This window comes from Sphingobium sp. TomTYG65 (genome assembly GCF_055395525.1).
In genome coordinates this window covers 1,995,029-2,009,743 of the sequence record NZ_AP027330.1, presented here as the reverse complement: position 1 = coordinate 2,009,743, position 14,715 = coordinate 1,995,029, and the positions used below count along the sequence as shown (strand labels likewise).

General features: G+C 62.2%; 10 protein-coding genes, 1 tRNA gene and 1 pseudogene. 5 read left to right on the top strand and 7 right to left on the bottom strand.

The genetic code is table 11. The features are described 5' to 3' along the window. Window position 1: 1 nt before the first annotated feature. Complete coding sequence (locus ACZ5Y5_RS09830; protein WP_464810514.1) at window positions 2–685, top strand: Fe2+-dependent dioxygenase; 684 nt, start codon at window positions 2–4, stop codon at window positions 683–685. 13 nt (window positions 686–698) lie between these two features. On the opposite strand, the gene ACZ5Y5_RS09825 is transcribed toward ACZ5Y5_RS09830, so the two are convergent. The 6 genes from ACZ5Y5_RS09825 to ACZ5Y5_RS09800 form a co-directional block, all read right to left on the bottom strand. Next, window positions 699–1,571, bottom strand: coding sequence for an FAD:protein FMN transferase (locus ACZ5Y5_RS09825; protein ID WP_464808459.1), 873 nt, complete (start codon window positions 1,569–1,571; stop codon window positions 699–701). Window positions 1,572–1,666: 95 nt separating this feature from the next. Next, complete coding sequence (locus ACZ5Y5_RS09820; protein ID WP_464808458.1) at window positions 1,667–2,524, bottom strand: DUF4198 domain-containing protein; 858 nt, start codon at window positions 2,522–2,524, stop codon at window positions 1,667–1,669. Window positions 2,525–2,534: 10 nt separating this feature from the next. Continuing rightward, window positions 2,535–3,056 (bottom strand): DUF2271 domain-containing protein, encoded by a 522-nt coding sequence (locus ACZ5Y5_RS09815; RefSeq protein WP_464808457.1) that lies wholly within the window; start codon window positions 3,054–3,056, stop codon window positions 2,535–2,537. An 18-nt stretch (window positions 3,057–3,074) separates the two neighbouring features. After that, window positions 3,075–3,713 carry a PepSY-associated TM helix domain-containing protein gene (locus tag ACZ5Y5_RS09810; RefSeq protein ID WP_464808456.1) on the bottom strand — a complete coding sequence of 213 codons (639 nt, stop codon included), beginning with the start codon at window positions 3,711–3,713 and terminating at the stop codon, window positions 3,075–3,077. Window positions 3,714–3,921: 208 nt separating this feature from the next. Continuing rightward, complete coding sequence (locus ACZ5Y5_RS09805; protein WP_464808455.1) at window positions 3,922–8,592, bottom strand: NAD-glutamate dehydrogenase; 4,671 nt, start codon at window positions 8,590–8,592, stop codon at window positions 3,922–3,924. 269 nt (window positions 8,593–8,861) lie between these two features. Then, window positions 8,862–10,133, bottom strand: a complete 1,272-nt coding sequence (locus ACZ5Y5_RS09800; RefSeq protein ID WP_464808454.1) for a PAS domain-containing protein — start codon at window positions 10,131–10,133, stop codon at window positions 8,862–8,864. A 187-nt stretch (window positions 10,134–10,320) separates the two neighbouring features. On the opposite strand from ACZ5Y5_RS09800, the gene ACZ5Y5_RS09795 reads away from it, so the two are divergent. The 4 genes and pseudogenes from ACZ5Y5_RS09795 (at window position 10,321) to ACZ5Y5_RS09780 (ending at window position 12,774) form a co-directional block, all read left to right on the top strand. Continuing rightward, window positions 10,321–10,396 (top strand) — tRNA-Thr (locus ACZ5Y5_RS09795). An 80-nt stretch (window positions 10,397–10,476) separates the two neighbouring features. Next, window positions 10,477–10,722 (top strand): annotated as a pseudogene (locus tag ACZ5Y5_RS09790) (DUF6538 domain-containing protein); the annotation flags it as partial. 36 nt (window positions 10,723–10,758) lie between these two features. Next, window positions 10,759–11,616, top strand: a complete 858-nt coding sequence (locus ACZ5Y5_RS09785; RefSeq protein ID WP_464810556.1) for a hypothetical protein — start codon at window positions 10,759–10,761, stop codon at window positions 11,614–11,616. A gap of 573 nt (window positions 11,617–12,189) precedes the next feature. Then, on the top strand, window positions 12,190–12,774 hold the full coding sequence (locus ACZ5Y5_RS09780; protein WP_464808453.1) for a type I restriction-modification system subunit M N-terminal domain-containing protein: 585 nt from the start codon (window positions 12,190–12,192) through the stop codon (window positions 12,772–12,774). A 56-nt stretch (window positions 12,775–12,830) separates the two neighbouring features. On the opposite strand, the gene ACZ5Y5_RS09775 is transcribed toward ACZ5Y5_RS09780, so the two are convergent. After that, window positions 12,831–14,282: a hypothetical protein gene (locus ACZ5Y5_RS09775; protein ID WP_464808452.1), complete on the bottom strand. Its 1,452-nt coding sequence runs from the start codon at window positions 14,280–14,282 to the stop codon at window positions 12,831–12,833. Between the last annotated feature and the right edge of the window lie 433 nt (window positions 14,283–14,715).

Here is a 14,715-nt window from a genome sequence, read left to right as displayed (position 1 = left end):
CATGCTGATCGTCATTCCCGACCTGCTTGACGCGACGAGCATTGCCGCCGTTCGCTCTTTGATCGATGCCGCCGCCTGGGTTGATGGGAATGTCACATCGGGCCATCAGTCCGCTTTGGCCAAGCGAAACATGCAGTTGCCCGAAGAAGCGCCGGAGGCGCAGCAGGCGGGAAAGATCATTCTCGATGCTCTGGGCAAGTCGCCGCTGTTCCTTGCCGCTGCCCTGCCGCTCAAGATATTTCCCCCGCTCTTCAACAGCTATGCGGGCGGGCAGGCTTTCGGCGTCCATGTGGATAATGCGGTGAGAATCCAGGCGGGCACGGGTTTTCGCGTTCGGTCCGACCTCTCGGTGACAGTCTTCCTCGAAGATCCGGAAAGCTATGATGGCGGTGAGTTGACGGTCGAAACCAATTTCGGCGTCCAGCAGGTGAAGCTTCCGGCCGGACATGCGGTGCTCTATCCATCCTCCTCCTTGCACCGGGTAGAGCCAGTCACCGGCGGACGGCGAGTGGCGAGCTTTTTCTGGCTGCAATCGATGGTGCGGGATGATGCCGCTCGGCAGATGCTCTTCGACCTCGACAGCAGCATCCAGGCGCTTGCCGCAGACCTTGGTCATGATAATGGCCAGGTGATCAGGCTCACTGGCCTGTACCACAATCTGCTGCGGCGATGGGCGGACGCTTGAGCGCCCATCTTTGTCAGTCGAGCATCGCCGCCAGAGCAGGGGTCATATATTCCTGAGCGCCTTGGGGGGTGCGGAGGACCAGATGCGCGGCCAGATTTTCGCGCGTGGCGAGAGCCATGCCGCGCTCGGGTCCCGCTATGGTGATCGCTGTGGCCCAGGCGTCAGCGAACATCGCGCTTTGATGCAGGACGGTGACTGAGGCGACATCATTGGCGATTGGGCTGCCGGTTACCGGATCGATGCTATGCGACAGAAGCCTGTCGCCTTCATCGCGAAAACGGCGATAATCTCCTGACGTCGCGACAGAGAGGTCATGGAGGGCGATGCGCAGCGCCGGAATGGCAAGGCCGGGCGGCGCTTCCACGTCGACCCACCAAGGCTGGAGTTCGGGCCTTATCCCTTCTCCGCGCAGTTCGCCGCCAATTTCGACAAGAAAGCTGGTTAAGCCTAACTCACGAAGGGCTTGTGCAAGAGCATCGACGGCGAAACCCTTGGCAATGCCGGAAAAGTCGAGCGCCACATCGGCCAGTCGTCGCGCTTTTTGGCCATCGACTTCGATCTTCGTCCAAGGAGAAAATGGGCTGGACAGGATGGCGGGGCCGGTGATGCCAGATGGACCAAATCCCCAGCGTTCCACCAGTCGTCCGACCGCCGGGTCAAAAGCGCCGGCCGAAAGGCGTGCGACATCGAGTCCCGCCTTGAGGACCGTCATCATGTCGTGGGGCAGCGCGGTCCAGGCACCAACAGGCTGCGCGTTGAAGCGGCTGATGTCGGATTCGGCTTCCCAGTTGCTCATCTGCGCGATGACGCGGGAAAGCACATCGCCGATGACGGCTGCGCATCCCGATGGCGCATCGACGATGCGCGCAGACCAGCTTGTGCCCATCGTGGGTCCGGATAGTTCGGTGACGACGCCGGTCCGCTGTCGCCCGGCGAAGGAGCCGGGCGACAGGTTGGTGGGAATGGCTATGCGGACGCCGGTCAGGGTGCGAGCACTTCCAGAGTCGTGACATAGGAGGCGCGGCGCTGAGGCGCGGCTGCGGGCCGATCCGGACCTGGCTGGCCAGCGGCTGGACCGCCTTCACCACCTTCGCGCCCGCCGCCTATGCTGGCGTTCAGCCAATACATGCCGGGCTCTGGCCAGGTGATGGAGAGCTTGCCGTCCTGTCCAGTGGTCAGATCCTGCTGTCGCAGCGTGTCGCGATAGCGGATGCCGCCGGGAATGACGGTGACCTTGAGGCCAGCGGCAGGCTTGCCGTCGAGCAGGAACTGGAAGGTGGCCGCTTCGCCGGAGACGAGGTCATTGGGATGGGTGATCGGCACCAGTTCGACGCCGACGCCAACAGGCTTGAAGATCGTGGTGGTTGGCGCGCCCAAGGTCAGGAAAATCTCGTTCCGGTTGGACGCTTCAGCGGTTTGGACATTGGTAGCGCCAGCGGGAATGGCTGCGGCGAGATTGTCCTTGGTCGTGCCGCGAGGGAGGCGCTTTACCTGGCCGTTTAGGGTGTAGCTGCCCATGATGCCGGTGGAGACGCTGGCCACGCGATAGGTGCCCGGCTGGGTAAGGTGCACGTCGAAGGTTGAGCGGGACTTACCCGTTGCGGCGTTCTCGATCTTGCCCGCCGAACCGTCCGGTTGCGTGACGGCGACATTGTCGGTGCGCATCGGCATATGTTCGAAGTAGAAGAGGTCGTTCGAGACGGCCGCATCAACCGTGACCCAGCTGTCGGTGCCTGACAAGACGGTCGAGGAGGGAAGCATCCACTGTCGGTGCGCCTGAGCGGCGCCCGAGGCTAGCAGGGCGGCGAGTGCGCCTGTGATCAGATATCTGGCTTTCATCATAATCCCCTTATTTGCCGAAGCTGAGGTTCACCGCCCCCAATTCAGAGCTGCCCTTCGCGCGAATGACTGCGCCCGGCTTGGGCGGCCAGCTGAAGGGCAGGCGGAGCAGTTCGCGGCCGCCGACTTCGCGGGCGGCTTCGACGACGAGCGTGTAGCTGCCCGGTGAGAGCTGGCCGAGCGGTCCCTTTCCGGCGGTGAAGGCGATCTTCTGGTCGCCGGGCGCGCGGGTGGCTCCGGTGATACCATCGGCGGGAAAACTCATGGATCGGCCCGAGGCGCGCCACCATTGGCGAACGTCGCGAAGCCATTTCGTGCCTTCGCCCTTCGCCTTGTCGACGTCATACCAGACCGACAGGGTGCGGGGTGCAGCGCCTTCCTTTTCAAGCCAGATCGCGACGTAGGGGCGGTGATATTCGGCGACGGGCAAGCGGGGGATGGCGACGCTGACATTCAGTGTCTGAGCGGTGGCTGGCATGGCTGCGCCGAGCGCTGCGCCGGTGCCGAGGATGAGTTTGTAGCCGCTTGGCATCGCTGCTGGTCCCCTGAATTAATGAATGAAAAGAAGAATTAAAACAGTTGGGATGATGAGGCCGGCCCCGACCAGAGGCCAGGTGCTGGGACGTTTGGCCGCGTGGAGCTGGAGAAGGAGCAGGCCTGTCGTTGCGAAGACGAAACAAGCTGCCGCGAAGATGTCGATGAACCATTTCCAGGCGGCGCCGGTATTGCGGCCCTTGTGGAGGTCGTTCAAATAGCTGATCCAGCCGCGGCTGGTGCTTTCGCTGGTGACCCGGCCGCTCTGCCGATCGATCGACACCCAGCCGTCGCCGCCGGGGCGGGGCAGAGCGAGGTAGATTTCGTCGGACGACCATTCCGCATCGCCCGCGGCGCTGGAGCCGATTTCCTTTTCCACCCAAGAGGCGATAGGGGCGGGAAGAGGCTTTTTGCTGTCGGGAGCATTGTCGGGCGCGACCTGCTTCAGCAGCGGGGCAGGCAGGGTAGCGGCTTTTTCGACCGTTTGGGGCGAAGCTTCGACATCGGCGGCGTGGTTGAGGGTGATGCCGGTGAAGGCGAACAGCAGCAGACCGATGAGGCTGATCGCGGAACTGATCCAGTGCCAGCTGTGCAACTGCTTCAGCCAGAAGGCTTTCTTCTTTTTCTTCGGCTGAGCGCGGACGGGGGCGTGCATGGCGTTCGCATAACGCGAACGACTCGCAATTGCAAACTTGGGCGAAGGGGAAAATTGTATCAAAATGTATGTTTAGGAGGTCGCTCGAAGGCGGCGGCGCGGTGGTGGGGGAGAGGATGGGCTCCTGCCTTCGCAGGAGCACCAGGGGGCGTGCTATTCGCCTTGGGCCGAGATCCCAGCTTGCGCTGGGATGACGGGTGGCTGGAAGTTATTTCGCCAGGAGGCCTCTTGCCTGGCCTGCGATCTCTGCGAGCATGGCGACGTTGGGCGCTGCGGCGGTCTTGGCGCGTTGGACCAAGGCGCGGAATTGGGAAATGCGGGGCTGCTTTTCGGCGAGCCAGGCGTCCACATTCGCGAGTATGTCCTTGCCGTGGCCCTTGCCCCCCTGTTCGAGGAAATCGAGCCGGACCTGCTGCATGTCGCGGGCAACGCCGGAAATGAGCAGCCTTTCCCAAGGGTCCGAAGGAGCCATCCGCGCGGCGGTGGATTGGACCCAATCGATGCCGACCGCTTCGCCGAGATGGGTGAAAGCGCGCGTCAAGGCCACTTCATCGACCTTCAGCCGCCCCGCCAACGCAGCGATGCCGACCGCCCCGTCCAGCTTGAACAGGCCAGCGGTGCGGCGGACGAGATCTTCGGGCGCGCCCAGGATGAGGAGGCGATCGATCACGGCATTGGTGCGGCGCAAGGCTTCGCTGGTGAGGAGATTATCAACCTCGACCGCGAGCTTTTCGACACCCTCCGCCAGCATCGCATGACCTGCGCCGGGCAGCGTGCCAGCGGGCAGGCTGCGCAGGATGTCGGCGATTTGCGCCCTGACCCCGCTGGCGATGTCGGCGAACAGCGCCAGCCGCGCGGCTTCGGACATGTCTGCAGCATCGATCGCGCCCCAGAGCGTACCGATGTCATAGAGGCGCTCGGCGATCAGGAACGCGTTGGCGAGATCGGCGAGCGAGCAGCCTTCCTCCTCCGTCAGTTCGAAGGGATGGATGAGGCCGAGGCGGTTGACGATGCGATTGGCGACCTTGGTCGCGATGATTTCCTTGGCCAAAGCGTGGGCGGCAATGGCGTCGGCCTCCTTCTTCTGCATCGCAGGTGGAAATGCAGCGGCGAGTTCCGCCCCCATGCTGGGATCGGAAGCGAGCCCGCCATGTTCGATCGCGTCTTGCAGCGCGAGCTTGGCGGTCGAGAGCAGCACCGCCAGTTCAGGCCGGGTAAGCCCAAGGCCGTCCTGTCCGCGGCGAAGCAGTTGGTCGTTGGCCGAGAGCCCTTCAACCTGACGATCGAGCCTGCCGCTTTCCTCGAAAGTTTCGATGAGGCGGACATAGCTGGCGAGGTCCGCAGCGCCGCCTGTTTCGGCGATGGAAAGGCCAAGCACCTGGAGGCGATTATCCTCCAGCACGATGTCGGCGACAGCGTCGGTCATGCTTTCGAGCAGCTTGTTGCGCGCTTCGAAGGTCAGCCGCCCTTCGGCCATTTCCTTGTTGAGCGCGATCTTGATATTCACCTCATTATCGGAGCAGTCGACGCCCGCAGAATTGTCGATGAAATCGGTGTTGATGCGGCCGCCGCGCAGCGAGAAGGCGATGCGCGCAGCTTGCGTGACGCCGAGGTTCGCGCCTTCGCCCACCACCTTCACGCGCAGATCCTCCGCATTGACGCGCAGCCGGTCGTTGGCGGGGTCGCCGACATCGCCATGGCTTTGGGCAGCGGCCTTCACATAAGTGCCGATGCCGCCGAACCAGAGCAGATCGCTGGGGCTTTTCAGGATCGCGCCGATAAGAGCGGCCGGCTCCATTTCACTGTCCGTCACGCCCAGAATCTCCTGAACCTGCGGGGTGAGCGGAATGCTCTTCATGGTGCGGGGATAGACGCCGCCACCCTTGGAGATGAGGGATTTGTCATAATCGTCCCAACTCGACCGGGGCAGTTGGAACAGGCGATTGCGTTCTTCCCAACTCTTCGCCGGGTCGGGATCGGGATCGAGGAAGATGTGCCGGTGATCGAAGGCGGCGAGCAGCCGGATCGATTTCGACAGCAGCATGCCGTTGCCGAACACGTCACCTGACATGTCGCCGCAGCCGACGACGGAGACAGGCTCGCTTTGTACGTCGATGCCCATTTCGGCGAAGTGACGACGGACGCTGATCCATGCCCCGCGCGCGGTGATGCCCATCGCCTTATGGTCATAGCCATGGGAGCCGCCGCTGGCGAAAGCGTCGCCCAGCCAGAACCCCTGATCGAGCGCGATGGCGTTGGCGACATCGCTGAAGGAGGCCGTGCCTTTGTCCGCCGCGACGACGAAATAGGGATCATCGCCGTCATGGATGACGGTCTGCGGCGGGTGCTTCACCTTTCCGCCGACAAGATTGTCGGTGACCGACAGCAGGGCGCGGATGAAGATGCGGTAGCTTTCCGTGCCTTCGGCCATCCAGGCGTCCCGATCGATCTGCGGGCTGATCAGTTGCTTGGGATAGAAGCCGCCCTTGGCCCCGGTGGGGACGATGACGGCGTTCTTGACCCGCTGCGCCTTCATGAGGCCAAGAATTTCGGTCCGGAAGTCGTCGCGCCGGTCGGACCAGCGGATGCCGCCGCGCGCGATCGGCCCCGCGCGCAGGTGGATACCCTCGACCCGAGGCGAATAGACCCAGATCTCGCGCCAAGGCAGCGGCGCTGGGAGGCCGGGGATTTGCGCGCTGTCGAGCTTGAAGGCGAGTGCCTCGGCGGCGGCGTTGCTGAAGAAATTGGTGCGCAGCGTCGCGATGATGACGGCGCGCAGCAGGCGCAGCACGCGGTCTTCATCGATTGCGCTGACCTTTTCGAGGCCCGCATTGATGGCGGCCTGAGCCTGTTCGGCGCGGGCCGCGCCATCCTTCACAGCGGGATCGTGCAGGGCTTCGAACAGGGTGATGAGCTGACGGGCGATCGCCTGCTCCCGCCGCAGCGTTTCGGCGAAGGTCGCCATGCCATAGGCCATGCCGGTCTGACGCAGATAGCGGAAGAGGGCGCGGAAGAGGACCACGGCGCGGGGGGCAAGACCCGCCGTCACGATCAGTTCGTTGAAGCGGTCATTTTCCGCCCGGCCTTCCAGAACCTGGGCGATCGCTTCAGTGACGACCGACGCCCGCGCGACCACCGCTTCGCCATCGCCGCCTGCCGGCAGTTCGAGGACGAAGCGCTGGACATGGCCTTGCGCGCCGCCATCGATCGCCGTGGTCATCTCGTCGATGACGCGGAAGCCGAAATTTTCGAAGGCGGGGACGACTTCGGACAGGGCGATCACGTCATGGCTGTAAAGCTTCAGCCGCAGCCGCTCGGGCGTATCCTCGCCATTGCGATAGATGCGGATCGACTTGTCGCCGGGGCCTGCGAGGCCGTGCAGCAGGCGAATGTCGATGGCTGCTTCAGCCGGACCTGCACCATTGCGATAGGCCATGGGAAAACCGGGCGCATAACGCTGGGCAAGGGCCGCGGCGCGGCCGGGGTCCTCGGTTTCGGCGAGCGCTTCCTCAACGGCGGGAAGCCAGCCGCGCACCATCTGCTTGAGCTGGCGGTCGAGCGGGACTTCGTCAGGCACCACGCCGCCGTCGCGCAGGTCGAGCGTGATACGGAGCAGCGCCAGGCCGCTTTCCTCAAGCGCGATCGACCAGCTGAGCACGGGCGCGTTGGCCGCCTGGGACAGCATGTCCTGCACGGCGACGCGGCGGGCGGTGGTCAGCTCCTCGCGCGGGAGCCAGGCGAAGGCGTAGAGGTGGCGGGCGAGCGCGCTGGTGCCGAGCGCCAGTTTCGGGCGCGGCCGATCGGTGAGCGACATGAAGGTGAGGGCGAGCCGCTCCAGCGTTTCATGGTCGAAGCCGATCAATATGTCGTGGGGGAGGGCGGTCAGCGCATGGGCGAGGACCTTGCCAGCATGGCCCGCAGGGTCGAAGCCGAACTTGTCCATCAGCGCGGAAAGAGCGGATCGCAGCAGGGGCACCTTGTCGGGGCTGGCGGCGAGCGCGGCGCTCGTCCACATGCCTGCGTGGATCGACAGGCCGGTGATGTCCTTCCCCTCCCGCACCGGGACGATGATGAGGTCCAGCAGCACGGCGCGGTGGACGCGGGAGAGCTGGTTCGATTTGATGATGAGCGGGTTGCGCTTGCCTTCTTCGAACCAGGTGAAGGCGGCTTCGAGCGAGGCTGGGGCCAGCAGGGGAGCCTCCTCCAGCGTGCAGATGCCGAGCCGATCTTCCGCCGTACCGTCGCGGCGGCGGCGTTCATGGCCGGTCTGCGTGAAGTGACGGGCGAGGAACCAGCGGAGGAGGGCGGCCCCTTCGCCATCGGGAACGGCGTCCGCGTCGCGGCCCATCGCTTCACGCATCTTCGGCCAGTCGGCGACGGCGACGCGGACGTCGGCGAGCGTTTGGCGCAACGCCTTTTCAAGGGCGCGGCGGCCCTTCGCATCGGCGCGATCCGCCTCGATATAGATCATGGATTCGCGGCGCGCGCCGGGCGCTTCATCATCGAGGATGGCGGCGAGCCTGCCATCTTCGTCGCGTTCGACCGACAGGACAGGATGCAGCAGGCGGTGGATGGTGATGTCCTCCGCCGCCAATGCGTTGGCGATCGAGTCGACCAGGAAAGGCATGTCGTCATTGACGATCGCGACCCGCATATAGCGGCCGGTGGCGCCTTCTCCCAGGGTTTCGAGCGCGATGGCGAGCTGGCCGGGTTTGCGAGCGCTGGCGGTGCGGCCGAGAAAAGCCGCTGCGGCAGATGCCGCGTCATGATCGAAATCATCGCGCTCGCCGGGCAGCGCGCCTCGTTCCAGCGCCGCCTCCAGCGCCTGGCGGATCGATGCATCAACTTGCTTGGTCTTGGGCTCAGCCAGTGCCGTCATGCGTAACCTTCTCCCGGTGCGGAATTTTTCCGCTTCTGCTTGAACGGAGAAGACGCTGGAACGCCGCCATGCGACTCCTCGGCTATACCGGTTCTTATGCGCTACCGCCCCGAGAGGCTCAACCTGAAGGTAGAAATAAAGTTACGTGGACTCGAAATAAAATGAGGGCGCGCAGCATGAGAGCCGGTTCGCAAGGCGTAACAGGCAAGACCGGAGGATGATCCCGTTCTGGCGCGGCAGGGCGGCCGTTCGTGCCGATCCCGCGGGGATCAGCCCGCGGCGGCGACGATGACGCGCTGGCCGAGGTCCGATCCATCGGGCAGGGCGCCGACGATCGCGATGGTGCCGTCCGCTTCGCGGCGGGCGATGACGACGGCGAGGCCATCGCAATCGGTAGGGATGGCGACAGGATCGATAGGCGCGGCGGCCTTGAGCGTGGCGCGGGCGCTCTGGCGCGGGTCCGGGCGTTCGGGCAGGGCGGCGCGGCGCTGGGCCCGCTCATCGCGGATCAGCGCCTTCAGGCCGCCCGGATATTGGCCGAGATAGTCGCCAAGCGCGCCAAGGCCGAGTCCGGCGGCTTTGGCATGTTCCAACGCGGTCGCATATTCGGTGATGCGCGTCTTGTCATAGGTGGAGCCGAAGACCAGCTTCACCACGGCGGTCAGCGGGCTGCGCGCCTGCGCCTTGATCCCAGCGTCCGCCAGCATTTCCGCATAATCATCGGGCGAGGCTTCGGTCATCAGCGCAAAGTCATAGGCGAGGCCGATCGCGCGATAGAGGGCGCCGTGGGTGCGGGCCTCGCTGGTGCGGGCCTGTTCCGCGCCGTCGCGGGCGAGTGCCAGCCAATCGGCAAGCGGCGCGTCGTCGGCGGGGCTTTCCATGCCGGCTAGATCGAGCGTATCCTCTTCGCCTGCGGCCGGGCCATCCGCCCAGATCGGCGTGACGTCGCGCGCCTGGGCGCTGCTGCGCAGGGCGGCATCGACTTCGCGGCCAAGTTCGTCCGAAATGGCTTGGCTCACCAATTCCTTCCAGCTGATGACGCCGAAGACGAAGTCGATCGTCTCGCCATCGGAGGAGAAGGGCATCAGGATACCGCGATACAGGATTTCCGCGCCGCGCTGATTGACGAAGCCGGCTTCGAAGCCGATCGGCGCGGCGTTGGCGATGATCTGAAGATAATGGTCCGTCAGGCGCGACAGCAGCGAGCGGGAGGGCACGTCGCTGATGGATTGGATCGCGCCGGTGACTTCGCACTCCCGGCGCAGCGCCGTACCGAGATAGACGACCGCCGGATTGTCGAGGCCCATGCTGAAGTCTAGCAGGACGCTGTTAGGGCCGAAATCCTCCAGCTGATCGGGGGAGAGATCCTCGATCGAAGGCAGCGCGCGGTCGCCCAGCAGCGACGCCCAATAATTATAGGCGCGCACCTGCATGCGCCGCTCGTCCGAGCCCACGCTGGGCGGCGCTTCGATCGCCCCGTTATCGGCATAATCGAAATCATCCTGTTCGTTGGAGATTTCCTGCCCCCGCAGAGTGTCCATCCGGCCGGTCCTTAACCCAGAAGAAAAGCTTTCCTGAGAATCGACACTGCCATGGGATGGTAAACATGCTGTGAAGAACCGATCATGCGATTGGCGGCGCAGTGCCGGGCCTCCGCAAAGATGATGCGCGAGAGATGCATTGCCCGCTTGTCCTGCGCATCAACCGCTGTTATCTGGCCCCCCGAGCGCCGCTTTAGCTCAGTTGGTAGAGCACATCATTCGTAATGATGGGGTCACGTGTTCGAGTCACGTAAGCGGCACCAGCCTCCTAAAAACAACCATAAAACAACGGTCTAACAGATCGTCCGCCCCTGACTGTGACACAAGACTGTCGCACAAGAGGGTGGCTCAAAAGCATCTAAGATGTTCAAATGGCTCAAATAATGGCCGTTCAGACTGTGACACACCGGTGTCGCACAGATGGCATTGCGGGTTATGGCGGCGAGGGGCGGTTTATCAGTATCGCGTCCGGGTCCCCTCTGATCTGATTGGCCGTGTCGGCCGGACCCACATCAACCGATCCCTGAAAACAGCTTCCCTTTCAGTCGCGAAACGATTGGTCCGGAAAGTCGCCTTCGAGATCGAATCCTATTTCGATCAGGTCTCGGTGATCGAAGGTGGATCAGTGCCGCCGACGGTCGAGCCTCGACCCGAACGGATCGTCACGCCCATCGTGCCCGTAATTGTGCCTCCGGCCGCCGCCGCGCTTACGCTTGCGGAAGTCATCGAACGATATCTGAGCGATCCCACATCGGCGCGGACGGCCAAGAGCGGAATGATCTACCGGACCACCTACGCGACGATCATGGAGATCGTCGGCGCTGATGCGCCTGCTGCCTCAGTCAATCGGGAAACTTGTCGAGAGATACTCGACATTCTGCGGCGCTTGCCGCGCAACGCCAGAAAGCGCTGGCCGGAGATGCTGCCCCGTGATGTCGCTGATATGGCGACTGCCAAAGGGATCGCGCCCATGAGCGTCGCCAATGTGAACGAATATATGAACAAGCTCTCGACGCTCTTTAACTGGGCCGTCAAGGAGGAGATGCTGACGAGAAATCCAGCCCGAGGACTGAAGATTGCCGATGGCATGGCAGCAAGGGAAAAGCGTCGCCCGTTTTCCAGTCAGCAACTCCAACGCATTTTTGACGCGCCAATTTATCGGGGTTGCGTCAATGACGAACGCGACTTCGCCACAATAGGCAAGGCAAGGCCGAAGCGCTCCCGCTTCTGGATACCGCTGATCGGGTTGTTCGCGGGGATGAGGCTGAATGAGATTTGCCAGCTACATACGGCAGACGTGAGGAAGCTCGACGATACATGGTGTTTTGCAGTCACCGCGCAGGGAGAGGGTAGCGTTCTCGCTCCTGTTTCAAGAGCGTGGTTAGGGCCGAGGGCTCGACCATATCGGGGAGAGCCGTCAATATCGCTCCCAACAGTTGCTCGGGGGATTTCGCCGCGCGTAGATCGGCCATTTGTTTGCTGAATGCGTAAGCAAACGCAGCCGCAGCCTCCCCGGCGCGACCCCGGATATCCAAAATCAGCTTTCCTCCCGGACTTTCAAAGCAATGCAGCGGACCTTTGGGGGCAAAGTTCGACAGTGCCTCAGCAGCCGAGGAGATCGCGTTCCCCCGAGATTGCAGGACTCCCAGTGTATTGGCGATAGCGTCGAGTTGATTCTGAACATTCGTGGACACGCCAGACACATCAGTGATACCATCTCCACGAACGAGCCACGTCCACTGAGCGCGTTCTGATTCAAACCATTTTTGTAGCTTGTCCCAATCTCGAAAAATCAACGGTGGTGCCTTCGCGTCAAATTCCAGCACCACCTGATCCGCACCTGACATCGCCTACCCCCTGTTTATTGCCCCGGCGAAACAACCTGCCATCCATGTAGCAGCAGTGAGCGGCGGCGCATCCCATAACGACAGCCTTTTGAATGAATGAACGGCCCCCGCGCACTCGCCGTTGCCTCGCAGAACTATGCCGATTAAGCGTCATGATCGGGCGCAGCACAGGACGCTGCCGTTACGTTTCGAAGGCTGGGGGCAAAAGAGTGGCTGTCAAAAAGTCGCAGATTTACAGTTCGTTGTGGAAGAGTTGCGACGCGCTGCGGGGAGGCATGGATGCCTCGCAATATAAAGATTACATCCTCACCCTGCTGTTCCTCAAATATGTGTCCGACCGCTCGTTGAGCGACCCCGAAGCCCAGATCGAGGTGCCGGAGGGGTGCCACTTCTCCGACATGGTGAAGCTGAAGGGCACCAAGGACATTGGCGAGGAGATCGATAAGATCATCGCCAAGGTGGCGGAAACCAATGGCCTTGGCGGCGTCATCGACAATGCCAAGTTCAACGACCCGACGAAGCTGGGCGATGGCAAGGACATGGTGGATCGACTGTCCAAGCTGATGGAGATTTTCAGCCGCCCGGAACTCGATTTCCGCAAAAACCGAGCCGAGGGCGACGACATTCTTGGTGACGCCTACGAATATCTGATGCGCCACTTTGCCACCGAGAGCGGCAAGTCGAAGGGGCAATTCTACACCCCGTCAGAAGTGTCGCGGATCATGTCTAAGGCCGTCGGAATCAACAGCGCCACCACCCGCCAGCACACAATCTACGACCCCACCTGCGGATAGGGTTCGCTACTCCTCAAGGCCAACGATGCCGCGCCCGATGGCCTATCGATCTACGGTCAGGAAAAGGATGTCGCGACCTTCGCGCTCGCGCGGATGAACGCGGTGAACGCATACATCACCGAGCCCGCTTGCTCCGCGCTCAACCAGTCCGCGATGCGAGCATGATTGTCGAAGAGGCCGGTGGTCTTGCTGATCCCCTCGGGCGCGCAGATCAGCGCGAGGCGCTCTTCCCGGATCACATTCATTAACAATCGTTCCATTTCCCGGCGCGCGGAAGCATCATCCACTACCGCCATCGCGAACTCTTGCTCGACCGGAGAGCGGTGGCGAGTGTTGATCGCCTGAAACTCATCAGCCCAATCCGCCATCATCTCGCCCAGCGGCTTTGGAAGCTGAGGTGCCGTAGAGGGCGTGAGACCGAGCGGATTCGACCCGTTGATATTCACGGTTCGGAAGTCGGTGTCCATGTAGGAGGCGGGATTCTGATCCCCCGCATGATTGGAGAAGTGAGCGCGGATGCCGTCCTCATGTGCAACGAAGTCGTGGAATGCGGGGTAGTTCTCGTCGTTGAACAACGCCCGCATCTTGTCCCGGCAGAAATCCAGTTCCTTTCCCGAGGGAAGAAAGGTCAAGCACCCGCCAGAGTGACTGTCGCGCGCCATCGCCCGTGGCACGAACTGCATGGGGTCGAAGAACATTGCGGTAGCGCCTTTGGCCTTCCTATCCCGAAACTTCTCCCAGATCGCGACCTGCGGGACATACTCGCCAGCAGGGATGCCGAGAAGGTTCGGCGCGTCGAGTGGGCGCACGCCGTTCGGGATACGGCGATACTTGTCTGCCTGCCACATCGTCATGTCGGGCTTTACCCCCGGCTTGAGCGTATCCATCACCGTATCGAGCAAGCGGTGCCAGTGCTTTTCGAGGCCCTCGCGAATGTGCTGCTCAATCCCCATCGCCTTGGCGTGGCCCGTGCTGATCACGATGTGGATATGGAAGCCCTTATTTCCCGAGTAGTTAACCGTGATCCCCTCGAAGTCGATCCACGCCGAGCACGCCTTGAAGAGGCTGCCCATATCGCAGTTCAGAAGCTTTCCGTCGCCGCTGTGGCACCATGCCATTTGCCGTTTGAAAAACGGGAGGTCGGTCTGGTCGAACTCGTAGGTCATGACCTGATGCTGCCCCCAGATAACGCGCTCCATTGGCGCGACCCATTTTTCCTTATTGTCCACGATGGCCGGGGCTGGCGGGATCGACAGCGGATTTGTGAAGTAGGTCAGCGCGTGCCACGCATCCGGGAATTGGAGCATGGTCTGGGCGAGGTAATGATTCTTGCCTTTGTCATACTTGTCCAGCGCGACGCCCAGATAGAGGTTCTGGGAGGGCTGGAAGAACTGCGGAGCGATCACTCGCTTGTGAAACTCCCCCAAGGGGTGCTCGATTGCGTTTTTGAATTGACGGACCTCTTTCGGACCCAATACGGACTTCGCGTATTCTAAAAAATCATTCATGTTCTACCCTACACCCGTTAGTGAATGACGGGAGATGAGTTGAGGGTGGTTCCAACCGCGATCTCGTGGGCATGACTCCAAGAGTCTCCCGTCGAGATTATTTATACAACTCTCCTATTTTGTTCAGCAATATTAAAATCTGGCGTGATGCGAATTGATGTATACATGAGTTTTAGCGTAAAACCCGCCCATAAAGCCAGTTCCTTATATATATAGGAGTTCTGTTATTACGGGGGTTTTTCCGAAATAGGCCACCCCAACATTCCCCTCGCATTACGCCAATCGGGTAGATGTCTTCACTTTTCCATTTTCGGCGTGGAAGTCGGAAGGGTTCCCGCCCAACGGGAGCCCGCGCGACATCAAGCCGACGGCGGCATGCCCCTGCATGCCAACGCCATCACTGACTTGGAAAGGAGTTGGCGATATGGTCGGC

Bases quoted from the DNA above. Each gene is read 5' to 3' on its own strand.
- ACZ5Y5_RS09800 (WP_464808454.1), bottom strand. From the start codon at position 10,133: ATGGACACTCTGCGGGGGCAGGAAATCTCCAACGAACAGGATGATTTC.
- ACZ5Y5_RS09810 (WP_464808456.1), bottom strand. From the start codon at position 3,713: ATGCACGCCCCCGTCCGCGCTCAGCCGAAGAAAAAGAAGAAAGCCTTC.
- ACZ5Y5_RS09830 (WP_464810514.1), top strand. From the start codon at position 2: ATGCTGATCGTCATTCCCGACCTGCTTGACGCGACGAGCATTGCCGCC.
- ACZ5Y5_RS09775 (WP_464808452.1), bottom strand. From the start codon at position 14,282: ATGAATGATTTTTTAGAATACGCGAAGTCCGTATTGGGTCCGAAAGAG.
- ACZ5Y5_RS09815 (WP_464808457.1), bottom strand. From the start codon at position 3,056: ATGCCAAGCGGCTACAAACTCATCCTCGGCACCGGCGCAGCGCTCGGC.
- ACZ5Y5_RS09825 (WP_464808459.1), bottom strand. From the start codon at position 1,571: ATGGGCACAAGCTGGTCTGCGCGCATCGTCGATGCGCCATCGGGATGC.
- ACZ5Y5_RS09805 (WP_464808455.1), bottom strand. From the start codon at position 8,592: ATGACGGCACTGGCTGAGCCCAAGACCAAGCAAGTTGATGCATCGATC.
- ACZ5Y5_RS09820 (WP_464808458.1), bottom strand. From the start codon at position 2,524: ATGAAAGCCAGATATCTGATCACAGGCGCACTCGCCGCCCTGCTAGCC.